We start from the raw sequence: 23480 nt of genomic DNA on the forward strand, positions 1-23480 counted from the left end.
TGTCTTACCGTATTTCTTCTTTCACAGGTAACAGTGCCTGGAACTCCGTTACAGACGGATACGTCGTCCATCCGGCCGGTTTCGCGTAATCATCCGCTTTGCCGCCGGTGCCGGTTACCTGGGAGTAAAGCGCGAGTCCGTTTTTCGACATCACGGCGTTTTCATAGAAGGTCATCACATCCTGTTTGGTCATTTTTTTCACCGCCGCGATAGTCTGCTCACGGGTGTTGAAATCAAAATAATTATTTCTGAAATCAAATGAATAACGGGATGCTTCTTCCTCAAAGGTTTCCGGCGGCTGTGTCATTTCGGTCAGCAGTGCATTGCGGTATTTATCAAATTCCGCATTATCCAGGCCTTTCAGACGTTTTTCCGCATTGATATAAAAATCATTAAAGCGTTGTGACAGATAAGCCGGATTCTTTTCATTGCTTTGCAGCAGGAAGCCGATCCCCCACTGGCGGCCGAAGTTCGGATTAAATGCAAACAGGGCATATCCCAGCTGTTCCTGTGTCCGCAGCTGATCATAGAACCACGGATGCAGAATTTTCGACAGCACTGACGAGAATGCCGCGCCTTCCGTCCGTGAATAACCGGTCGGGATAAAGATATTGGCCAGCGCGTTATCGGTACTGTTGGCTTTTTCGTCAAAATTTGGTTTCAGGGCTTTATCAATCACATAATAATCCCCTACCCACCATTCCGTGCCCTGTGAACCGAGCTGCACCTGAGCTTTCGAGGCAATCTGCTCTGCCTGCGGTGCCGTCAGATTACCGAACACAAACATCTGGAGAGCCCCTTCACGGATCAGACGGTCACGGTACTGCGTGATGTCACTTTCTGTAATGGTCTCCAGCGCGGCGAGGCGTTCTTTATCCTCAAAATAAGGCACTGATTTCAGACGACTGAACGGACGCATTGCCATTTCATAGGCTTTGCCGTTATCCGATACCGCAACCTGCTCACGATACCAGGATTTCGCCTGCGCCAGTTCAGATGCTGTCGGGCTAAAGGACTGATATTCAGTCACTGCCGTGGTCAGCAATTCCGGCAGATGCTGGGAATAGCCACTGACACTGATATTCAGGCCATCATCATCACTGATATTAATCCCCATGCCTGCCACACTGGCCTGATAACTGAGCTGGTTCAGTTTCAGTTCACTGACATAACTGAGCAGCGCACTGGTAACAACATCTTTGGCTGTTCTGCCGGTATTGCGGTTACGCAGCTCCAGCGCAATAATCGCTTTCGGCTCATCCGCAAAATAGCGGCTCGGCATGTAGAACAGGCGCAGCTTTTCAGTGTCTGTCAGTTGTACCGGTTTTTGCTGTTCCTGCTGTTTGATCAGATCAAAATTATCCGGAATAAACGGGTTCAGTGCAGGCAGAGAGAAACGGAAATCACCTTCAGATTTACGCCATTTATCCAGCTGTGCTGCTGTCACTGCATCCACCTGATAAGGTGCATCAACGAAGTACGCTTTTTTATTGCTTGGTTCTTGCGGACTGGTATACCAGACACGGGCTTTTTCCGGTGTTAAATCCGCAAGACGGGCTTTGATGGCGGCAGGATCCCAGTCATCAGCCAGATAACCGACATTCAGGACATTTTTTACCGGATAGTCCATCATCGTATTTGCCAGTGATTCAACATAATTCATATCACGGACAACCGAGTTGTAACGGAACGCCAGCATATTCACACGGGCGATTTCATCAAAATAGTCTTTCTTAATCCCTTTTTCTTTAATCAGATTCAGGTACGCGAAAACAGCGGCGGTAATTTCATCGCGCTTCGCCATCCCCTCATCCGTCAGTGAGACAGAGATAATAAACACGCCCTGATTACGTGCCAGGGTTGAGGATGCGGATGCACTGATATTCTCCGCCAGCCCGTTGGATATCAGCCAGTTAGCCAGTGTGCCTTCACTGCGGCTGCCCAGCAGATACGCAATATAGGTATCTGTCTGCTTGCGGAAATCTTTACTGTTGTTGTCGATGACAAACTCAAAATCCAGCGATTTCTGCGGCTGGGCAGGCACATAGTGAATAATTTTCTGCTGCTCGGCTGCGGTGATCAGCGGAACGGTAATCTGCGGAACAGCCGCATGGCGATCCGGAATCGTACCGAACGTCTCATTGGCCAGTTTTGCCAGTTCTTCTGCGGACTCCGGCCCGTAGATCACGGCTTTCATCAGATTGGATGAATAATAGGTGTTATAAAACTTCAGCAGCTCTTCATGCAGGATGCTGCCGGGCTTATCTCTCAGGGTTTCCAGGTTACCACCGGAGAAACGGGAGATCGGGTGTGCCGGGTTCCAGGTTTCCGCCCGTACCTGATACATGCGGTGCCCGTCACGGGAACGTGCCATGGTCAGTTCAGCGTTAACCGCATTACGTTCTTTATCCGCATTTACCGGATCCAGCAGCGGTTCTGCCAGGGCATCCGCCAGCCGTTCGGTTGCCCCTTTCAGTGCATTGTTTTCAACTTCAAAATAGAAATCTGTGTAGTTGGAACCGGTACTGGCATTATGGCTGCCACCGTGCTTCGCCAGATAATCACTGAAGTTACCGGGTTCAGGGAAACGTTTTGAGCCCATCAGCACCATATGCTCCAGATAGTGCGCAAGACCCGCCTGGCTCTGTGGTTCATCCATACTGCCGATAGCCAGACTGACCGCCGCCGCTGATTTGCGCGCGGTTTTATCGGAAATCAGCAGAACCGTCATATTATTTTTCAGGGTGATTGCCTGATACTGACGCGGATCGTTGGCGCTTTTCTCAATCTCTCCGGGCAGAACCTGCCAGTTGTTCTGAGCAAGTGCATTGGCACCGGTAAAAAAGAAAAGCAGCGTAAAAATAAACTGCACTAGTTGTTTAGGCATCAGCCTCGTTCTCCCTGTTCTTCTGATGTTGAAACATCGGCAAAAAGAGTTGTTGTGAAAATTGCTTTATCGCATCCATAAGTGCTTCATCAAAATGGCGGAATGCACGGACAACATAATCGTCCTCCGCCTCACCGGTAAACTGATATCCCCCCTGCAGTGTCTGCAGAAGCAATAAACCGGCTTTATGTTGGAGTGCATCATCATCAGAGAGTTCACCGGTGTTCTCATCAGCCAGCGTGGTCAGCCATGCCCAGCCGCTTTTGATAAAGACCGGCAGCGGCTCATTCAGACCGCGGACAAATACATCCAGCAGCGGACGCAGATAGCCCTGCGCCTGCTCCGCCGTCAGCGGCTCAAAGATCCACACCGTATCACTGCGTCCGTACATCCGGCTGTACTGCTGCCGTCCGCTCAGGCTGTATGTCAGATGTTCAATCCACAAACGCAGCCCGTCAGCGGCGGTAAGTGCCGCCGGACGCCAGCGGAGCAGCCCGTTATCCTGAACACCGGTCAGTTGCCCGCTGTAAGTATACGACCCGGTAACATAGTGAAACGACTCAATATCCGATTCTGTCCGTGCATTGCGGATTTTCTCCGCCAGAACATCCATTTCCTGTAATTGTTCTTCCCAGTAAACCTGTGCGAACGCGCCGGCCGGCAGTTCTCCTGCCGCCTTCAGCATGCGGAAGACCCGTTCTTCCGGTTCGCCGTCCACCAGCGCATCCAGCAGCTGCGTGTTAAACCCGTAACGCTGTAAATTATCAACACTGAACGGTTCTTCCTCCGGCAGTGCCACATCCTCAATATCAAAATGCACATTCAGGCGCTGCTGAAAAAACGCCCGGACCGGATGGCGGTAAAACCGCAGCAGCTGCTCAATGGTTATTTCTGTTATATCTTCTGACGGAACCGGGACATTAAACGCCCCCTGTGCTTCGCCCTGCCGTAATGCTGCCGGTAACCACTGCGGCGAAAAGCTCTGAAATTCTGCACCTTCCCGGTAGTTATCCGCCGCAAACGGAACACGGGTGTGCCGGACAATGAGATGATTTTCCAGCGATTCCCGGCTGGTATCCAGGTCAGCAAACCGATCTTTTTCCAGACAGAAACTGAGACAGATATATTCCAGTAATTCGCTGACCAGCACTGACGGGTTCCGTTCTTCATTGTCACGGATAGATCGGCCGATATAGCTGATATATAAATATTCTTTTGCTGACCCCAGCGCCTCCAGGAAAAGATAGCGGTCATCATCCCGGCGTTTGCGGTCACCCCGGCGGCTTTTTTCCGCCATCAGATCAAACCCCAGCGGCGGAATTGTTCTCGGGTACACACCGTCATTCATACCCAGCAGACAAATAACCTTAAACGGTACAGAACGCATCGGCATCAGCGTGCAAAAATTTACCGCACCGGATAAAAAGCGCTGGCTGATTTTCTCGTCATCCAGCCGCAGAGAGAGTTCATCACGGATCAGCGGGAGCGGGATATCCCCGTCATAACAGGCTTTCACCCCCTGATCCAGTACCTGCTGCCACTGCTGAAGTACCATACTGAGCACCGGTTCGGTATCCGGTGTCGTCATGAAAAAGGCAGACAACAGCTCAGATCCGGTTTCACGCCATTGTGCCGGTGTCCGCGGCTCGCTCAGTATTTTCTGCCACTTCCGCAGAGTATCGATAAAGGCGGCCAGCTGCCCGACCCGGTCCGCTGACATCCCGGAAACTTCGTCATATGGCAGGATCCCGCGCCAGGTACCTTCCTCCTCTGCCATGGCATAGCCCAGCAGCATGCGATCCAGCCCGAATTTCCAGGTGTTCTGACCAAAAACCGGCAGCGAGAAAGACTCAATGTTATGATCATCCAGGCCCCAGCGGACACCGGCTCCGCTGACCCAGCGGCGCAGAAGCGGCAGATCACTCTCATCAAGCCCGAACTGCTGCGCCACCGCCGGGACTTCCAGCAGGCTGAGCACATGTTCTGAAGTGAAACGGCTCTGCGGTAATTCCAGCAGTGTCAGCACGGCCTGTAATACGGGATGAGCCTGGCGGGCTTTACGGTCTGAGATCGCAAACGGCAGATAGCGGTTTTCGTTCCCCTGCCCGAAAACTGCCTGAATATAAGGAGAGTAGCTGTCGATATCCGCCACCATCACAATAATATCGCGGGGAGTCAGTGACGGATCATTTTCCAGCAGGTTCAGTAAATAGTCCTGCAAAATCTCCACTTCCCGCTGCGGGCTGTGACAGGAATGAAAGGTCAGGGAACCGTCATTATCCGCAATAATCCGCCGCCCTTCACTGGTGGAAAACTCCTCTTTGTTTTTCCCCACCACACTGCCGTCCTCCAGGTTAAGAATATCCTGCTGAACAGCGGACAGCAGTGTGTCTGCCGGGCGATCGACAAACGCTTTAATGGCATGGATTTCTTCAATATCTTCCAGAAAAAACAGGTTATCCCGGCCGGGACGTCCCCATGACGCCAGCAGCGGGTTACCGGTATTCTGTTCCCCGTCAGCGTCAAAATCGAACAGTGCAGGTGCATCCTCATCCGATTTAAACCAGCTGACGGCTTTTTTATCCCAATAGCTTTGCGGCTTGCGCGCCAGCATACGCCGCAGTGCAGCCGGACTCTGTAAATCGCCCCAGTAATACTGACAGGGATTAGTAAACATCAGATGGATATGAGTATGCTGCCCGAGCGCCCGCAGAGCCTGCAGATAGACCGGCGGTAATGCGGAGATACCACAGATAAACAGACGGGGCGGCAGATTGGCAACCACCGCCGGGTTACCTTCATTGAGTACATCAATAAAGCGCTGATAAAGATTGGCACGGTGCCATTCCGGCTGCCCCAGGCTGCGGGTCAGTGTCTGCAAATCCCGCCACAGGCATTTCTGCCAGGACTGGTTCTGACTCAGCCCGTCAACCAGTTCATTATTTTCCCATGCCGTCAGCCAGTCCGGCCGGTAGACAAGATACTGGTCAAATAAATCCGCAATACGGCCTGACAACTGATGCAGTTTGCGCTTATCCCCGTCATCATCAAGATAATGGCGCAGCGGGGCAAAATCCGGATCATCAAGACGCTGCGGCAGCAGTGACATCAGCTTCCAGGTCATTGCCCCTTTACTGAAAGCGCTCTCCTTCGGAATACCCGGCAGGACACGGGTAAACATATCCCAGATAAATGTGGCGGGCAGCGGAAAGGTAATATTCGCGGCAATGCCCAGTTTTTCCGCCAGGCTGATTTGCAGCCACTGCGACATCCCGGGGCTTTGCACCAGTACGGTTTCCGGACAGAAAGGATCATTAATTTTATCGTTATCAATAATATGGCAAATCAAATCTTTCAGCAGATCCAGATCATTGGAGTGATAAACTGTAAACATTGTCCTGTCCTTACATACATTGCCATCTGCCGGCGGTTAACCGGCGCTCTCCCGGAGAGACCAGCCTGATAGTAACGGAAATACAGCCCGGTGACACATTTTCCTGATAACTTTCCCATTTCTGCCGGGAAGATAAATGTGGCTGCATCATCTGCCGTAATATCCCGGGGTCCGGCGTAAAACGCATCATCTGATGCAGATGACGTACCGTGCTGACATCCGCATACTGCCGCTGTTTTCCGCTGTGCAGGAGCTGATAATAGCGTAATAATCCGGTAACCAGAATTGCAAAGATCAAGGCACAGATCATCACTTCCGCTAACGACATTCCGCGTTCATTCATTGTATTCTCCCGTTTCAGTATGCCGGTTGCAGCCGGGCTTTAAATCCGGCGGGCAAAAATCACTCCATCCCTGCGGCAGTGCTGTCAAAATCATGTTGTCTCCTTCTTCCCGGGCGCTGACCAGCTGATAATGCGTGATATTTTGTTCAAACCAGGATGAAAACATGCTGCCCTGTAATAACAGCTTGTTGGCTCTCAGTCGCCGCAAACAACTCTTCAGTGCCGGGTCCGGCGCTGCCCGGCAGTAAAACTGTGTTTTGTTCAGTGCTTTCCGGGACCACGCTTGTGTAAGACCCCATTCCAGCGCGGAAGCCGCTCCGGCATCTGCGCGGTAAAATTCCGTTTCATCCTGACCGTTACGCCACTCCGTCTGATAAAAACGATGCAAAACAGACAGCATCATCAGTGATATCCCCAGCAACATCATAATCATCAGTAACAGAGCGCTTCCCGCTGAACGGATATTTTTCTTCCTGCCGGTGCTACAGGTGGTAATTAGGCATAACAATCAGGCTTTCTCCGGTTCGCTGTATTAAGGGCATGTCCCGCCCGGTGAGTGTCAGGGCCAGTTTCAGGCCATTTTTACCGTATAGTTTCACCGGCGTGACCAGAAACCGGGAAACATTCACATAGCGGTTATCCGTGACCTTTTGCCAGCCGGTATCCCGGCAGCTGCGGGCATCGCGCGTCCATTCCAGTGCCTGATTATTCAGACGGTAGCCAAAATGCTCCCCGGTTTTGCGGACATTCTGCTCCCAGCGGCCATTGTGATTAAGATCATAAGCAACAATGATGCAACTGCCGTTTGCCTCTCCGGGCCGGGCGGCAATGTCCAGAGGGTTTCCCTGACAATGCCCCCTGCAGAATGCCGTCCGCCGGAGATCTTTTTCCAGCCGCAAAAGGGTTTCCCGCATAATGGTATCCAGCTTATATTGCCGGTATGTATTCAGCACATCCTGCCCCAGCGCCGGAAAAAAACGGGTTACCGCGACCAGAAGAATTGCACTGACCGCCATGCTCACCAGCATTTCAAATAGCAATGAGCCCTGCTCCTGTATTTTATTCAGCATGGCGGTACACCGGATATCTTCCCCGGCGTACACAGCCGTATGCGGCCGGGTGCCGAGATAATCAGTTTTATCTGTCCCTGTGTGTTTTCCAGTAAAAAGCTGGCAGCAGAGGCGGTATGCCGGGTTCCCCAGAACAGCACCGTATCTGTCGTGCCGGAAACAATCCGGACTCCCTCCATCGGTGTGAATCCTTCCGGGCCATCATCACACGGTGCTGCTGATGCCTGATGACAGGCCCTGCTTTTCTCACCAAAAGTAACTGCTATTTTGCGTGTTTCATTCAGATAGGTTGCTTTCAGTTTATGGCTGCTGAGATATTGCTGAAACAACGCCGCCGTTTCTGTCAGGTAACGCCGCTCTCTGTAGCTTTCCCATGAAATATGAATAAATGAAAAAGGTAATGCCATAATAAATAAAACAACAATGACTTCCATCAGTGATATTCCCCGCTCTGTCTGCATGTGATCACCCGTTTCTGTTTCATGCGGAAAAAATAGCGTGTTTGCCACTCCCGGAAAGACAAAACCGGAAAAAATGCGATACAACAGGAAAATTTTTCTGCGGGGTACTGCAAACACACATTTTTTTTCGTGTTGTGCGGAAAAAAATCACCTGCCGGAAAAAAAAGTGTGGAGTGAATAAAATGAAGAGACTAAAAAGAACAGACATCACCGCTCTTTAACAATCCGGAAATTAACTGATATAAAAACCGGCCACAGGTACTGTATTTAAGTCTCAGTACCTGTGTGCCGGATACTATCAGCCAGAAAATAAAATCAACCACTGATACTGTTTTATAAAATAAAAAAACACATTCTTAACCATCAATTTCATTAATAAATTTAATTTTAATAAAAATCAAAACAATATTATCTTGTATGAAACAAATGAAAATAATGTTATAATATTAAGACCATATACTGCGTCAACAGGAAAATAAAAGTGGAACAATATTTAGACATTGCAAAGCGCATTCTGGAGGAAGGGAAATGGATTGAGAATAAACGGACAGGTAAAAGATGCCTGACAATTATTAATGCCGATTTCACTTACCACGTTGACAAAAATGAGTTCCCGCTGGTGACCACCCGCAAAGCATTCTGGAAAGCGGCAATTGCGGAAATGCTGGGTTACTTACGCGGATATGACAGTGCCGCTCAGTTCAGAGCCATCGGCTGTAATACCTGGAACGCTAACGCCAATGAAAATACCGACTGGCTGGCAAACCCGAACCGCAAAGGTGAGGATGATATGGGCCGCGTTTATGGCGTTCAGGGACGGCAGCTGAAAGTATCCCCGACAGAAGCACAATATGATTTATTATTATCATTAAGTGACTCCGGAGATAAAGAAGGCGTTCACGCACTGATTACTGAACTGCGGAAAAATACATTCGACCAACTCCGTAAAGTCTATAATAATTTAAAAAAAGGCATTGATGACCGCGGTGAAATCATTTCATTCTGGAATCCGGGTGAATTTGATCAGGGCTGTCTGAGACCCTGCATGTTTATGCATCATTTCTCTGTTCTTGATGGCACATTATATTTAAACAGTTATCAGCGCAGTTGTGATTATGCACTTGGTTATGTTTTCAATGCGCCGCAATGTTATTTCCTGCTGGCTATCATGGCTCAGATAACCGGCCTGAAATGCGGTAAGGTTTATCACAAAGTGGTTAATCTTCATTTATATGAAGACCAGCTGGAATTAATGCGTGACGTCCAGATCACACGTAAACCATTTACATCACCAAAACTGCATATTAACCCTGAGATTAAAACACTGGATGATTTAATGACATGGGTAACCACCGATGACTTCACGGTGACAGATTATCAGCACCACGACCCGATAAAATATCCGTTCTCTGTCTGAGAAAGCGATTAAACATCTGCGCATAAAAAAAACTGCATCAGTTACGATGCAGTTTTTTATTACTCACTAAATACTAAAACCGGATCTATTCCGGCGCATTCTGTTTTCCGCTATCACTCTGCTTTTTATTACCCGGACATTTGTAGGCCCATACCATCATCAGCACACCAACAATAATCATCGGTACAGACAGAATCTGCCCCATGCTGATCCCGCCGAATAAACCAAGCTGCGCATCCGGCTGGCGGAAAAACTCCACAATGATACGGAACAGGCCGTAACCAATCAGGAACAGGCCTGACACGCTGCCCATCGGGCGGGATTTGCGGACAAACACATTCAGAATGATAAAGAGGACGATCCCTTCAAGCAGCATTTCATACAGCTGTGACGGGTGACGCGGCAGAACGCCGTATTGCTCGAGTACCGGCATCAGCGACGGATCAGCAGCGGCCAGTTTCACGTCTTCACTGTAAGACGTCGGGAACAGAATGGCCCACGGCGTATCGAGTGTCACACGTCCCCACAGCTCGCCGTTAATAAAGTTACCGATGCGCCCCATACCGAGACCAAACGGAATCAGTGGTGCCACGAAATCAGCAACCTGCAGGAAATGACGCTTCGTGCGGCGGGCAAACCACCACATAGCAATGATAACGCCCATCAGTCCGCCGTGGAATGACATACCGCCATCCCAGACTTTGAACAGATACAGCGGGTTTTCCGCAAACAGCGGAAAGTTATAAAACAGGACATAACCGATACGGCCGCCCAGGAAAACACCCACAAACCCGGCATATAACAGTGTTTCAACTTCACTGCGTTTCCAGCCGCTGCCCGGTTTATCCGCCCGCCGGCCGGCCAGCCACATGGCAAACACAAACCCGACAAGATACATCAGCCCGTACCAGCGTAACGCCACCGGCCCCACAGAAAAAATAACAGGATCAAAATCCGGAAATGCCAGATAAGTGTTACTCATCGTACCTCACACTGTGTGTTGTATCCGGCTGCGGTTACAGCTCTGCCTGCCGCAGACCGGGATATATGACTGTAAGGACTGAAACACCTTATGCCCCGGGATGTGCCGGTTAAGCACTGCCCCGGATAAGCTGTCCCAGTCCCTTGCTCTCAATAAACAGCTCCGCTTTTTCACGGATCTCAGCCGCTGTCTGTGCATCCAGCAATGATGCCAGCAGCGGCTCCAGCGCTCCGGCATCCAGATGCCGCAGCAGATACTTAATACGCGGGATACTCCGCCCGTTCATACTCAGCTGACGGTATCCTAAACCAACCAGTATCATTGCACCTAGCGGATTTGCCGCCATTTCCCCGCAGACCGAGACCGGGATCCCCAGCCGGGTGGTTTCCGTCCGGACAAAATTCAGCATACGCAGAACCGCCGGATGGAGCGAGTCATATAATGGTGCAACATGCGTATTATTCCGGTCAACCGCCAGCAGATACTGAGTTAAATCATTCGTACCGACAGAAATAAAATCAATATAGTGTTTCAGTTCCGGCAGCATAAACAGCAATGACGGCACTTCCAGCATCACCCCCACCGGCGGACGTTCCACCCGCACCCCGGCCAGTGCCGAGACTTCCTCACAGGCGCGGTCAAGCAGACGGATGGCTTCTTCAACCTCAGCGAGCCCGGAAATCATCGGGAATAATATCTTCAGATTATTCAGCCCGATATTAGCCCGCAGCATGGCCCGCAGCTGGATAAGAAAAATCTCCGGCTGATCCAGCATCACGCGGATACCGCGCCAGCCCAGACACGGGTTTTCCTCGCTGATAGGCATGTATGGCAGCTGCTTATCCGCGCCGATATCCAGTGTCCGCAGTACCACCGGTTTCCCGGCAAAGAGTTGCAGCATATCCTGATAACGGACCTTCTGCTCTTCTTCTGACGGAAAACCATTGTGCACAAGAAACGGTATTTCCGTGCGGTACAGGCCAATACCGTCAATGCTTCTGACGATTTTCTGCTCGTATTTCAGACTGAGCCCGGCATTCAGCTGAACAGAAACCCGTTCGCCGCTTTTCAGTGCAGCGGAGCGGCTGAGTTCATCCTCCGCCAGCTGGCTGATAGCCTGCTCCTGTTCAATAATCTGGCTGAATTCCTGTACTATCAGCGGTTCCGGTTCGATATACACCACGCCCCGGTAGCCGTCGAGGATAAGCAGGCGGTTATGTAACAGCTCCGGCTGAATATCCGCACCCATGATAACCGGGATACCCATTGCCCTGACCAGAATGGCGGAATGGGAATGTGTTGCCCCGTCACGCACCACCACACCGGCAAGCTGTTCCTGAGGCAGTTCCGCCAGCAGGCTGGCACTCAGCTCATCAGCCACCAGCACAAAGCGCTCCGGCCACTGGTTGCTGCCGGTAAAATTATCATCAAGATGGAATAACAGCCGCTGCCCGAGTGCACGTAAATCCGTGGCCCGCTCCCGCATATAGCTGTCCTGAAGCCCGGCAAACCGGGCGGCGAATTGCTCAATGACTGTTTTGACAGCCCATTCAGCCACAAAACCCTGCTCCACAATACTGTACAACCCTTTTTTCAGTTGCAGGTCGTTCAGCAGGTGGGAGTAGAGATCAAAAATAGCCGCGCTCTCTTTTTGTGAGGCGGCATTAAAACGCTTGCTGATACGACGGCACTCTGCCGTGGCATCCTCCAGCGCTTTATTCAGGCGGGCACGCTCCTGCGCGCGATCCAGCGCCGAGGCTTCGGAAACATTCTCAAGCACCGGCTGTGAACGGTCTTCCCAGCCATAGGCCATCACAATCCCGGAAGAGACCGGAATAGCCTGAATACGGGTCTGACGGAACTGCCCGAACAACCCCTTGGTTTGCGCCTGAGCCAGCAGTACCGCCAGCTGCATTGCCAGAGTGACAATAAAAGACTCTTCCGTTTCACTGAACAGGCGTTTTTCTCTCTGCTGAACCACCAGCACACCCAGTAACTGGCGGCGGTAAACCACCGGCGCACCGAGAAACGCACGCAGGTTGTCTTCTTTAACCTGAGGGAGATATTTGAAACCGGGGTGTTCACGGACATCCGCGATATTGATAAGCTCGGCGCGGCGGCCGACATGGCCGACCACACCTTCGCCGAAAGCAAGGCTGACAGCACGGCCGCGGGGCTTTTTCAGCCCCTGCGTTGCCATCAGATAAAAACAGTGATGCTGGTTATCTGCCAGGTAGATGGAACAGACATCGGTTCCCATCGCCTGACAGGTTTCTTTAACCAGAAGCTCCAGCGCTTCCGCGAGATCAGCGGCAGCAGCCACTTTTTCAATCACTTCACGTAAACGCGTCAGCATCCGTTCCCCCTAATTCTGGCGCCGGCGACGATAGGGAAACGGTGCCCGCACAGCCGTCGCTTCGCTGTTGGCAGGCATCACAACGGAAGAAAACTCTTTCATGACGCGGCGGTACACATCACGTTTGAAAGAGACCACCTGACGAACAGGATACCAGTAGGTGACCCAGCGCCAGCCGTCAAATTCCGGCGACTTGCTGCGGGTCACATTGACCTCTTTGTCCTCGCAGAGCAGCTGAAGTAAAAACCAGCGCTGCTTCTGACCGATACAAACCGGTTTGGTATCCCAACGCACCAAACGTTTGGGTAATTTGTAGCGCAGCCAGTTGCGGGTGACCGCCAGGATACGCACATCTTTACGCGTTAAACCAACTTCCTCATACAACTCACGGTACATGGCCTGTTCCGGTGATTCGCCGGGATTGATACCTCCCTGAGGAAACTGCCACGAGTGCTGTCCGTAGCGGCGGGCCCATAACACCTGGCCTTCCTTATTACAAATTACAATTCCGACATTCGGGCGGTAGCCATCATCATCAATCACTCGACTACCTCAGAAAAAAACTGAAAGATAGCCAATTGTTTCACACTCCCATCATGGGGTAAACCTCTGCACTCAAAATCCTTCAGCCCGCCGCATTTCCGGCTCTGACGGATAAAAAGCAACAGGCTGTTTCAGCCGTTCCGGACAGTGGCAAATTCCCGGGAAAAACACTACACTGTTCCTCTCTCAACGGGGTGCAGCGCCGGCTTTCCGGCCGGTGCTGCTGAGATAACACCCGAGGAACCTGATCCGGTTAATACCGGCGTAGGGATTTGAGCCGCCACTGCTGACAGCACAGCCTGTCGCCATCATGCTGCACTCAGATCCTTTGCCAATCCTTCCCTTACAGGAGCGCAAAGTGTTACAGAAACTGACCAGAAATATTATTGCAGGCGGCCTTGCCGCACTGTTCTCTTTCCAGGCAGCTGCGGATAACAGCAAGCCGGTTCTGACTGTCTATACCTATGACTCATTTGTCGCTGAGTGGGGACCGGGGCCGGAAATTAAGAAAAACTTTGAAGCGCAATGCAACTGCGAACTGAAACTTGTCGGGCTGAGTGACGGCGTGACGCTGCTGAACCGTCTGCGGATGGAAGGCAAAAAATCGCAGGCAGATATCATCTTAGGTCTGGATAACAACCTGATGCAGGCGGCACTGGATACCGGGCTGTTTAAAGAAAGCAATGTTGATCAGTCAAAACTGGTACTGCCGGTCAAATGGGAAAGCAATACCTTTATTCCTTATGACTACGGCTGGTTTGCCTTTATCTACAACAAAGACACTCTGCCGAATCCGCCGAAAAGCATGAAAGAACTGCTTAACAGTGATCAGAAGCTGACCATTATTTATCAGGATCCGCGCACCAGCACACCGGGACTGGGATTACTGCTGTGGATGGAAAAGCTCTACGGAGACGATGTGGCAGCGCAGTGGGCCAAAATGGCAAAAAAAACCCTGACAGTCACCAAAGGCTGGAGCGAATCTTACGGCCTGTTCCTGAAAGGTGAAGCTGATCTGGTACTGAGTTACACCTCGTCGCCGGGTTATCACATGCTGGCGGATAACAAAGATAACTATGCGGCCGCACTGTTTGAGGAAGGGCATTACCTTCAGGTGGAAATGGCGGGTGTGCTGGCTGCGTCAAAACACCCTGCACTGGCAGAACAGTTTATGCAGTTTATGCTGACTCCGGATTTCCAGAAAACACTGCCGACCACCAACTGGATGTATCCTGTGATTGATATGCCGCTGCCGCCGGTTTACGACAACATGCCGAAACCGGCCAAAACGCTGGAATTTGATGCAAAAGAAGTGGCGAAAGAACGCAATCAGTGGATACGGATATGGCAAAACGCAGTCAGCCGTTAATTGCCGCATACCTGATACCGGGCGCACTCGCGTCCGGTCTTCTGCTGGTTGTTGCTGTCAGTGCCTTCGGGGCGCTGTGGTTTAACACACCGGATACAGACTGGCAGCAGATATGGGATGACAGCTACCTGTGGCATGTCGTCCGCTTTACCTTTTGGCAGGCTTTCTTATCTGCCCTGTTTTCGGTCATCCCGGCGGTTTTTCTGGCACGGGCACTCTGGCGCCGACGTTTCCCCGGACGGGCAGTCTTTTTGCGGTTGTGCGCAATGACTCTGGTACTGCCCGTGCTGGTGGCGGTATTCGGTATTTTATCTGTCTATGGCCGTAACGGCTGGCTGGCACATATTTCCGGTTTTCTGGGTCTGGACTATTCTTTCTCCCCGTATGGGTTACAGGGCATTCTGCTGGCACACATCTTCTTTAATATGCCGCTCGCCACCCGGATGCTGTATCAACAGCTTGATAATATTGCCACAGAGCAGAGACAGCTCGCCGCCCAGCTCAATATGAATGAATGGCAGCATTTCCGGATTGTTGAATGGCCCTATCTGCGCCGTCAGCTGCTGCCGACTGCGGCACTGATTTTTATGCTCTGCTTTGCCAGTTTTGCCACGGTGCTGGCGCTCGGCGGCGGCCCGGCGGCAACCACCATCGAACTGGCGATTTATCAGGCACTGAATTATGACTTTGATATCGGCCGGGCTGCCCTGCTGGCGCTGATCCAGCTGGTGTGCTGCATCGGGCTGGTGCTCATCAGCCAGCGTTTGTCCGGCCATTTTTCTGTCGGCTTTACCCAATCGCTGCAATGGCGCAATCCGCAGGACACGCTGCCGCGCCGGCTGACTGACGGCCTGATCATCCTCTGCGCCCTGCTGTTTCTGCTGCCGCCGTTTTTTGCCATTATCGCTGACGGCCTCAATCCGGGATTACTGCCGGTATTGCAGCAACCGGCGCTGTGGCGGGCTTTTTTCACCTCGCTCGGTATTGCGCTGGCTTCCGGTTTTATCTGTGTGCTGCTGACCATGATGCTGTTGTGGAGCAGCCGTGAACTGCGGCTGCGGCAGGCAGTCAGAGCCGGGCAGGCCATGGAGCTTTCCGGGCTGGTGATCCTGGCCATGCCGGGCATTGTGCTGGCCACCGGATTTTTCCTGCTGCTCAACAGCACGACCGGCACCACTGATTTGGGGGCAATCCCATACGGACTGGTGATCCTGACCAATGCGCTGATGGCAGTCCCGTATGCCCTGAAAGTACTGGATAACCCGATGCGTGACCTGGCTGAACGCTATAACCCGCTTTGTCTCTCGCTGAATATCAGCGGATTCAACCGGCTGAAACTGATTGAACTGAAGGCTCTCCGTAACCCTCTGGCACAGGCGGTGGCATTTGCCAGTGTGCTGTCGGTCGGGGATTTTGGTGTGATAGCCCTGTTCGGCAATGACGATTCCCGCACGCTGCCGTTCTATCTTTATCAGCAGATCGGTGCTTACCGCAATGCGGACGCCGCAGTCACGGCACTGATCCTGTTTTTACTCTGTTTCGGGCTGTTTACCGTTCTGGAACGTCTGCCGGGGAAACGCCCATGATTTATTTTGATCATATTCTTTACCGCTATCAGCAACAGACAATGAATTTTCATTTTTCCGTTGCCGCCGGAGAAAAAATTGCCATTCTCGGCCCGAGTGGTGCGGGTAAGAGTACCCTGCTGTCACTGATTGCGGGATTTCAGTTTGCCGAAAGCGGCACTATCCTGCTCAATGGTGAAGATCACACCCGTACACCGCCCGCTTCGCGCCCGGTATCCATGCTGTTTCAGGAAAATAATCTCTTTGCGCACCTGACAGCAGAGCAGAATATCGCCCTCGGTTTTCATCCCGGAATGAAACTGAATGCGGAGCAGAAAGTACAGCTGGCACAAATCGCTGAACAGGTTTCACTGACACCACTGCTGAAACGTCTGCCGTCACAGCTTTCCGGCGGCCAGCGTCAGCGGGTGGCACTGGCACGGTGCCTGGTGCGTTCCCAGCCGGTTTTACTGCTGGATGAACCCTTCTCCGCCCTGGACCCGGCACTGCGCAATGAAATGCTGGCGCTGCTGGAAACCATTTGTGATTCACGGCGGCTGACACTGATGATGGTCTCTCACAACACAGATGATGCCGCCAGGATCGCGCCCCGCGCGATGGTGGTGGATAACGGCACCATTGCCTTTGACGGCAGCACCACCGCCCTGGTCAGCGGTGAGGTTCCCCAGGCACGGATCCTCGGTATCGGTCGGTAAACCGCACCTTAAATACTGTATATATCCACACCACTCTGCTATAGTTATTTTTTCATCAGCAGAACGGACAAAATGATGGCAGGGCACAACAATTTTCCCTCCCGTCAGGTGGCAGCACCGGCGGAAGCCGGTTTTATTCTGACCCGTCACTGGTCTGATACCCCGCGCGGTATTGAGGTCCGTTACTGGCTGGCGACAGATAACGGGCCGCGGTATGTTTCTGTTCCGCTGCAACAGGCTGTCGGCTTTGTCCCGCACCGGGAACTGGCTGAAAGCCGTCCCTTTATTAACAATATCCCCGGCACCACACTGACAGCACGCCCGCTGAAGGATTTCCATCAGGATGATGTCAGTGCCGTTTACTGCCGCCAGTACCGCCAGTTACAGCAACTGGAAAAACAACTCGGCGAGCAGCATCTGCACCTTTATGAAGCGGATATCCGCCCCTGTGAGCGCTATCTGATGGAACGCTTTATCACCGCCGCTGTCTGGGTGCAGCCGCAGCCGGATGGTCATGTGCTGATGAAGCCGCATCCGGATTACCGCCCGGCGCTGAAAATCGTTTCTCTGGATATCGAAACCACGGAGTTCGGTGATCTTTATTCCATCGGGCTCTCCGGTTGCGGGGCCGATACGGTATTTATGCTCGGCCCGGAGAACGGCATGCCGCTGACCAATCCCGATTTCACACTGGAGTACGTCCCGCGCCGCCCGGATCTGCTTCACCGTCTGAACCAGTGGCTGGCAGAACATGATCCGGACATGATAATCGGCTGGAGCCTGATCCAGTTTGATTTACGCATTCTGCAGCGCCATGCGGAAAAGTATCAGATCCCGCTGATTTTCGGCCGCAATAATGCCCCGCTCTCCTGGCGGGAACACGGCTTCAAACCCGGCCAATTTTTTGCCGGTGCTGCGGGGCGGCTGATTATTGACGGTATCGATGCCCTGAAAGCCGCGACCTGGCAGTTCCCGTCCTTCAGTCTGGAGGCGGTATCTCAGGCACTGCTCGGCGAGGGCAAAGACAGTGATTCACCGTATGACCGCATGGATGAAATCAACCGCCGTTTCCGGGAGGATAAACCGGCGCTGGCACGGTATAACCTTCAGGACTGCCGTCTGGTCACCCGGATTTTTGAACACACCCATCTGACAGAATTCCTGCTGGCACGGGCAGCGGTAACCGGCCTGACACCGGATCGCATGGGGGGATCGGTCGCCGCCTTCACCCATCTTTATCTGCCGCCGATGCACCGTAAAGGCTATGTCGCGCCTGATCCCGGCGAAAAACCCGGCGAACCGATACCCGGCGGCTTTGTGATGGATTCAGCCCCGGGATTATATGACTCCGTGGTAGTGCTGGATTTTAAAAGCCTGTACCCCTCCATCATCCGCACCTTCCTCATTGACCCGATTGGCATGGTCGAAGGTCTTACCGCGCCGGAACAAGCGGTTCCCGGGTTTAAGGGCGCGTATTTTTCCAGAGAAACCAACTGCCTGCCGGATATCGTCAACCGCATCTGGCATGAGCGGGATATCGCGAAACTGGCAGGGGATAAACCGCTGTCACAGGCACTGAAAATTATTATGAATGCGTTTTGCGGTGTCCTGGGGGCGGCCGGATGCCGTTTTTATGATCCGCGTCTGACCTCCTCCGTCACCATGCGCGGGCACGATATCATGCGCAAAACCCGCACCATTATTGAATCCCTGGGTTACCGGGTCATATACGGCGATACGGATTCCACCTTCGTCTGGCTGAAAAGCGCACACAGTGAAGCGGATGCGGAACGTATCGGACGCTGGCTGGTGGATGAGATCAACCAATGGTGGCAAACACATTTAAAGAATGAATACGGGCTGACTTCCGCCCTGGAAATTGAATATGAAACCCACTACCGGCGTTTTCTGATGCCGACGATCCGCGGAACCGACCTCGGCAGCAAAAAACGGTATGCAGGGCTTTCCGGGGATAACATGGTTTTTCGCGGGCTGGAAACGGTCCGCAGTGACTGGACACCGCTGGCACAGCATTTCCAGCAAACCCTGTACCGGCTGATTTTCGATAAAATACCGTATCAGCAGTTTATCCGTGATTATGTCCGCGACACCCTCACCGGACGCTACGATGACCGCCTGGTGTACCGCAAGCGCCTGCGCCGCCCGCTGGCGGATTATCAGCGTAATGTGCCGCCTCATGTCAAAGCGGCCAGAATGGCGGATGAGTATAATATCCGCATGAATCGCCCGCCACAGTACCAGCGCGGCGCCGGAATAAGCTATATCATTACCCGCGCCGGGCCGCAGCCGCTGGAAATTCTGACGGCACCGCCGGACTACGAACATTACATTAATAAGCAACTGATGCCGATAGCCGATGCCATTCTGCCCTTCCTGGAGGATGACTTCACCACGTTGTTAACCGGGCAATTATTGATGCCATTTTAATTTTGCCATTTTACAGGTGACGCTGCGGATCTTATGGATTAACATAGCGCCCCTTTACTGCTTTTATCACCGGAGCAGAGTGACGCAGCTGATGCTGCCGTTCTGACTGACGGTGTTTTTTCCCGGTGAATACAATGCCGTTTTTGTATCACCGGTAATGATGTCCACAGCATTTGTCTAATTAGCCCTGAATAACAGAATCGAGCCAAAAATATGCCGTTTACTCTTGGTCAACGCTGGATAAGCGATACTGAAAGCGAGCTGGGATTAGGTACAGTTGTATCTGTCGACGCCCGGATGATCACCCTTCTTTTCCCGGCTACCGGTGAAAACCGCCTCTATGCCGCAGCCGATGCCCCTATCACCCGTGTGATGTTCAACGAAGGGGATACCGTTACCAGTCACGAAGGCTGGCAGCTCAGTGTGACCGCCGTTGAAGAGAGCGACGGATTGTTAACCTATATCGGGCAACGCACCGATACCGGTGAGGACAATGTCCGCCTGCGCGAAGTGTTTCTCGACAGCAAACTGACGTTTAATAAGCCTCAGGATCGCCTGTTTGCCGGTCAGATTGACCGCATGGATCGCTTTGCGCTGCGCTACCGCGCCCGCAAATTTCTGAGTGAAGAATACCGCCGTGCCACCAGCGGCCTGCGCGGCATCCGCGCCAGTCTGATCCCGCACCAGCTGTTTATCGCCAATGAAGTCGGCAAACGCCACGCGCCGCGTGTTCTGCTGGCGGACGAAGTCGGTCTGGGGAAAACCATCGAAGCCGGGATGATTATCCACCAGCAGTTAATGGCAGGACGTGCCGAGCGTGTACTGGTTGTTGTGCCGGAAAGCCTTCAGTATCAATGGCTGGTGGAAATGCTGCGCCGCTTCAATCTGCGTTTTTCCCTGTTCGATGACAGCCGTTACACCGAGGCACAGCACGAGAGTGACAACCCGTTTGATACTGAGCAGCTGGTATTATGCTCGCTGGATTTTGTCCGCAAGAGCAAGCCGCGTTTTGAACACCTGGCGGAAGCCGGCTGGGATATGCTGGTGGTGGATGAAGCACACCATCTGGTCTGGAGTGAAGACGCGCCAAGCCGTGAGTACCAGGTGATTGAAACCCTGGCAGAGAGCATCCCGTCGGTTCTGCTGCTGACCGCCACCCCGGAACAGCTGGGTATGGAGAGCCATTTTGCGCGCCTGCGCCTGCTGGATCCGAACCGTTTCCATGATTTCGAAACTTTTGTTGCCGAACAGCAGAAATATCAGCCGGTTGCCGATGCTGTCACCCTGCTGCTCGACCACGCGCCGCTGACCAGCGATCAGCAGAATGCCATTCATGACCTGATCGCCGAACAGGATATTGAGCCGCTGCTGAAAGCCGCCAATACCGACAGCGAAGACGGCGAGAATGCCCGCCGTGAGCTTATCAGCATGCTGATGGACAGACACGGTACCAGCCGCCTGCTGTTCCGTAACACCCGTAACGGCGTGAAAGGCTTCCCGCGCCGCGAACTGAAAGCGATTAAAATGCCGCTGCCGGCACAGTATCAGACCGCGATTAAAGTCGCCGGGATCATGGGCAGCAAGAAAACCACCGAAGTCAAAGCCCGGGAGATGCTCTATCCGGAGCAGATTTATCAGGAATTTGAAGGCGAAAACGCCACCTGGTGGAACTTCGACCCGCGTGTTGAATGGCTGCTCGGCTTCCTGCTGGCAAACCGCAATGAAAAGGTGCTGGTGATCTGTGCCCAGGCCGCAACCGCTCTGCAACTGGAGCAGGTTCTGCGCGAGCGCGAAGGTATCCACGCAGCGGTTTTCCATGAAAATATGTCCCTGCTGGAACGCGACCGTGCGGCGGCCTACTTTGCTTCCGGAGAGGAAGGGGCACAGGTGCTGCTCTGTTCCGAAATCGGGTCAGAAGGCCGTAACTTCCAGTTTGCCAATCAGCTGGTGATGTTCGATCTGCCGTTCAACCCGGATCTGCTGGAACAGCGTATCGGGCGTCTCGATCGTATCGGTCAGAAACGTGATATTCAGATAAGCATCCCGTATCTGGAAAATACCGCACAGGCGGTACTGCTGCGCTGGTTCCACGAAGGTCTGGAAGCCTTTGAATATACCTGTCCGACCGGCCGCACCATCTATGACCGCTATTACGACAGACTGATTAACCTGATGGCGAATCCGGCGGATCTCAGTGGTTTTGATGAGTTTATCGCCGAATGCCGGAAAACCCATGATGTCCTGAAACAACAGCTGGAACAGGGCCGTGACCGCCTGCTGGAAATGCACTCCAACGGCGGCGAAGCCGGTAATGAGCTGGCTGCTGAAATTGCGGATCAGGATGAAGATACTGAACTGGTGACCTTTGCCCTGAATCTGTTTGATATTGTCGGTATCAATCAGGATGACCGCAGCGACAACATGATCGCCCTGACCCCGTCTGATCATATGCTGGTGCCGGATTTTCCGGGTCTGCCGGAGGACGGCTGTACCATCACCTTTAAACGTGAGCAGGCGCTGTCCCGCGAGGATACGCAGTTTATCAGCTGGGAACACCCGATTATCCGCAATGGTCTGGATCTGATCCTGTCCGGTGATACCGGCAGCTGCGCGGTCTCTGTACTGAAAAACAAAGCCCTGCCGGTCGGCACACTGCTGACCGAGCTGATTTATGTGGTGGAAGCCCAGGCGCCGAAAAATCTGCAGCTGACCCGTTTCCTACCGCCGACACCGGTGCGTCTGCTGATGGATGTGAAAGGCAATAATCTGGCGTCTCAGGTGGAGTTTGAAAGCTTTAACCGCCAGCTGAATGCCGTGAACCGCCATACCGGCAGCAAGTTTGTCAATGCGGTACAAAATGAAGTGCATCAGGTGCTGCGTCTGTCCGAAGACGTTGTCGCCGGTCAGGCCCGTGAACTGATTACCGCTGCGAAAGCAATGGCGGATCAGCACCTTACTCTGGAGCACGACCGCCTGCTGGCACTGAAATCGGTTAACCCGAATATCCGTGATGATGAACTTGACGCTATTGAAGAAGAACGTCAGCAAATCCTGTCACATCTGGATGATGCCAACTGGCGCCTGGATGCTATCCGGCTGATTGTCGTTTCGCATCAGTAACCTGTATCCCGGCAGAGAATCTCTGCCGGGTCTCTGATTTGGTGATCCCATGCTAATGGAACCCTATAACCCGCCAGCCGATCCCCGGCTGAACATCCTCTGGCAGGATGAAAGTATCATGGTGGTGAATAAACCAAGCGGACTGCTTTCCGTACCCGGCCGTGCGCCCGAACATAAAGACAGTGTGATGACACGCATTCAGCGTGATTATCCTTCCGCAGAATCTGTTCATCGTCTGGATATGGCGACCAGCGGTATTATTGTGGTTGCGCTGACCAAAGCCGCCGAGCGGGAGCTTAAACGGCAGTTCCGCGAACGGGAACCGAAAAAAACCTATATTGCCCGTATCTGGGGACGGCTGGAGCCGGAAACCGGTATGGTCAATTTACCTCTGATCTGTGACTGGCCGAACCGGCCGAAACAGAAAGTGTGTTTTGAAACCGGCAAACCGGCTCAGACAGGTTATGAGGTGCTGGAATATGAGAAAAATGCCACGCGGGTAAGGCTGTTCCCGGTTACCGGCCGCTCACATCAGCTGCGGGTGCATATGCTGGCACTGGGACATCCGATTTTAGGTGATCGTTTTTATGCACATGATGAAGCAAGAGCCGCAGCGCCCCGGCTGCAGCTTCATGCAGAGGCGCTGTCTGTCACACATCCGGCAAACGGTGAGCCGATGCATTTTACTTGTGAATCAGATTTTTAGTGGATTAACACGGTCACCGAATTCATTGAGGCAAGAATCAGGCAAAGTGCTAATCCCGCTACTCCGATAAGAACACGGGTATTGGCCATGGATCATATCCTTA

The 23480-nt window shown here is 52.7% G+C and carries 16 protein-coding genes and 1 riboswitch; of the genes, 7 read left to right on the top strand and 9 right to left on the bottom strand.

All coding sequences use genetic code 11. The features are described 5' to 3' along the window. Positions 1-4 precede the first annotated feature (4 nt). Genes ptrA through U868_RS0113670 form a run of 6 tightly spaced genes read right to left on the bottom strand, consistent with a single transcriptional unit; the run spans position 5 to position 8155 of the window. On the bottom strand, positions 5-2887 hold the full coding sequence (gene ptrA / locus U868_RS0113645) for a pitrilysin (protein WP_025153773.1): 2883 nt from the start codon (positions 2885-2887) through the stop codon (positions 5-7). Continuing rightward, a complete protein-coding gene (gene recC, locus U868_RS0113650; protein ID WP_025153774.1) occupies positions 2880-6281 on the bottom strand; it encodes an exodeoxyribonuclease V subunit gamma in 3402 nt (1133 codons plus the stop codon). Before recC ends, ptrA begins: the two co-directional genes overlap by 8 nt. Positions 6282-6291: 10 nt before the next feature. Beyond that, positions 6292-6624, bottom strand: coding sequence for a prepilin-type N-terminal cleavage/methylation domain-containing protein (locus U868_RS0113655; RefSeq protein WP_025153775.1), 333 nt, complete (start codon positions 6622-6624; stop codon positions 6292-6294). Continuing rightward, positions 6617-7132 carry a YgdB family protein gene (locus U868_RS0113660; protein ID WP_025153776.1) on the bottom strand — a complete coding sequence of 172 codons (516 nt, stop codon included), beginning with the start codon at positions 7130-7132 and terminating at the stop codon, positions 6617-6619. Before U868_RS0113660 ends, U868_RS0113655 begins: the two co-directional genes overlap by 8 nt. Then, positions 7107-7694, bottom strand: a complete 588-nt coding sequence (locus U868_RS0113665) for a prepilin peptidase-dependent protein (RefSeq protein WP_025153777.1) — start codon at positions 7692-7694, stop codon at positions 7107-7109. The genes U868_RS0113660 and U868_RS0113665 overlap by 26 nt, the downstream gene beginning before the upstream one ends. Continuing rightward, the gene (locus U868_RS0113670; protein ID WP_025153778.1) at positions 7688-8155 is read right to left on the bottom strand and encodes a PPDA; all 468 of its coding nucleotides are present in this window, start codon (positions 8153-8155) and stop codon (positions 7688-7690) included. The genes U868_RS0113665 and U868_RS0113670 overlap by 7 nt, the downstream gene beginning before the upstream one ends. 481 nt (positions 8156-8636) lie before the next feature. Between U868_RS0113670 and thyA the strand changes: the two genes are divergently transcribed. Next, a complete protein-coding gene (gene thyA, locus U868_RS0113675; protein ID WP_025153779.1) occupies positions 8637-9572 on the top strand; it encodes a thymidylate synthase in 936 nt (311 codons plus the stop codon). Positions 9573-9657: 85 nt separating this feature from the next. Here the strand turns inward: thyA and lgt are convergent, their stop codons facing one another. The 3 genes from lgt to rppH form a co-directional block, all read right to left on the bottom strand. Beyond that, on the bottom strand, positions 9658-10554 hold the full coding sequence (gene lgt / locus U868_RS0113680; RefSeq protein ID WP_025153780.1) for a prolipoprotein diacylglyceryl transferase: 897 nt from the start codon (positions 10552-10554) through the stop codon (positions 9658-9660). Between the two features lie 109 nt (positions 10555-10663). Beyond that, positions 10664-12910, bottom strand: coding sequence for a phosphoenolpyruvate--protein phosphotransferase (gene ptsP / locus U868_RS0113685; RefSeq protein ID WP_025153781.1), 2247 nt, complete (start codon positions 12908-12910; stop codon positions 10664-10666). A 9-nt stretch (positions 12911-12919) separates the two neighbouring features. Then, a complete protein-coding gene (gene rppH / locus U868_RS0113690) occupies positions 12920-13453 on the bottom strand; it encodes an RNA pyrophosphohydrolase (RefSeq protein ID WP_015422452.1) in 534 nt (177 codons plus the stop codon). A gap of 180 nt (positions 13454-13633) precedes the next feature. Next, positions 13634-13742, top strand: a riboswitch (TPP riboswitch). Positions 13743-13811: 69 nt separating this feature from the next. Between rppH and thiB the strand changes: the two genes are divergently transcribed. The 6 genes from thiB (at position 13812) to rluA (ending at position 23377) form a co-directional block, all read left to right on the top strand. After that, complete coding sequence (gene thiB / locus U868_RS0113705; RefSeq protein ID WP_025153782.1) at positions 13812-14822, top strand: thiamine ABC transporter substrate binding subunit; 1011 nt, start codon at positions 13812-13814, stop codon at positions 14820-14822. Next, the gene (gene thiP, locus U868_RS0113710; protein ID WP_025153783.1) at positions 14798-16408 is read left to right on the top strand and encodes a thiamine/thiamine pyrophosphate ABC transporter permease ThiP; all 1611 of its coding nucleotides are present in this window, start codon (positions 14798-14800) and stop codon (positions 16406-16408) included. Before thiB ends, thiP begins: the two co-directional genes overlap by 25 nt. Then, positions 16405-17103, top strand: a complete 699-nt coding sequence (gene thiQ / locus U868_RS0113715) for a thiamine ABC transporter ATP-binding protein ThiQ (RefSeq protein ID WP_025153784.1) — start codon at positions 16405-16407, stop codon at positions 17101-17103. Before thiP ends, thiQ begins: the two co-directional genes overlap by 4 nt. Before the next feature lie 72 nt (positions 17104-17175). Then, complete coding sequence (locus U868_RS0113720) at positions 17176-19551, top strand: DNA polymerase II (RefSeq protein ID WP_025153785.1); 2376 nt, start codon at positions 17176-17178, stop codon at positions 19549-19551. 213 nt (positions 19552-19764) lie between these two features. Beyond that, positions 19765-22671 carry an RNA polymerase-associated protein RapA gene (gene rapA / locus U868_RS0113730; RefSeq protein WP_025153786.1) on the top strand — a complete coding sequence of 969 codons (2907 nt, stop codon included), beginning with the start codon at positions 19765-19767 and terminating at the stop codon, positions 22669-22671. A 55-nt stretch (positions 22672-22726) separates the two neighbouring features. Further along, positions 22727-23377 (top strand): bifunctional tRNA pseudouridine(32) synthase/23S rRNA pseudouridine(746) synthase RluA, encoded by a 651-nt coding sequence (gene rluA, locus U868_RS0113735; RefSeq protein WP_025153787.1) that lies wholly within the window; start codon positions 22727-22729, stop codon positions 23375-23377. The last annotated feature ends 103 nt before the right edge of the window (positions 23378-23480 follow it).

Source organism: Morganella morganii H1r, assembly GCF_000633515.1.
GTDB classification, from domain to species: domain Bacteria; phylum Pseudomonadota; class Gammaproteobacteria; order Enterobacterales; family Enterobacteriaceae; genus Morganella; species Morganella morganii_B.

Coding starts and splice junctions, on each gene's coding strand:
- ptrA (WP_025153773.1), bottom strand. CDS start 2,887: ATGCCTAAACAACTAGTGCAGTTTATTTTTACGCTGCTTTTCTTTTTT.
- recC (WP_025153774.1), bottom strand. CDS start 6,281: ATGTTTACAGTTTATCACTCCAATGATCTGGATCTGCTGAAAGATTTG.
- U868_RS0113655 (WP_025153775.1), bottom strand. CDS start 6,624: ATGAATGAACGCGGAATGTCGTTAGCGGAAGTGATGATCTGTGCCTTG.
- U868_RS0113665 (WP_025153777.1), bottom strand. CDS start 7,694: ATGCTGAATAAAATACAGGAGCAGGGCTCATTGCTATTTGAAATGCTG.
- U868_RS0113670 (WP_025153778.1), bottom strand. CDS start 8,155: ATGCAGACAGAGCGGGGAATATCACTGATGGAAGTCATTGTTGTTTTA.
- lgt (WP_025153780.1), bottom strand. CDS start 10,554: ATGAGTAACACTTATCTGGCATTTCCGGATTTTGATCCTGTTATTTTT.
- ptsP (WP_025153781.1), bottom strand. CDS start 12,910: ATGCTGACGCGTTTACGTGAAGTGATTGAAAAAGTGGCTGCTGCCGCT.
- thiP (WP_025153783.1), top strand. CDS start 14,798: ATGGCAAAACGCAGTCAGCCGTTAATTGCCGCATACCTGATACCGGGC.
- thiQ (WP_025153784.1), top strand. CDS start 16,405: ATGATTTATTTTGATCATATTCTTTACCGCTATCAGCAACAGACAATG.
- U868_RS0113720 (WP_025153785.1), top strand. CDS start 17,176: ATGATGGCAGGGCACAACAATTTTCCCTCCCGTCAGGTGGCAGCACCG.
- rapA (WP_025153786.1), top strand. CDS start 19,765: ATGCCGTTTACTCTTGGTCAACGCTGGATAAGCGATACTGAAAGCGAG.
- rluA (WP_025153787.1), top strand. CDS start 22,727: ATGGAACCCTATAACCCGCCAGCCGATCCCCGGCTGAACATCCTCTGG.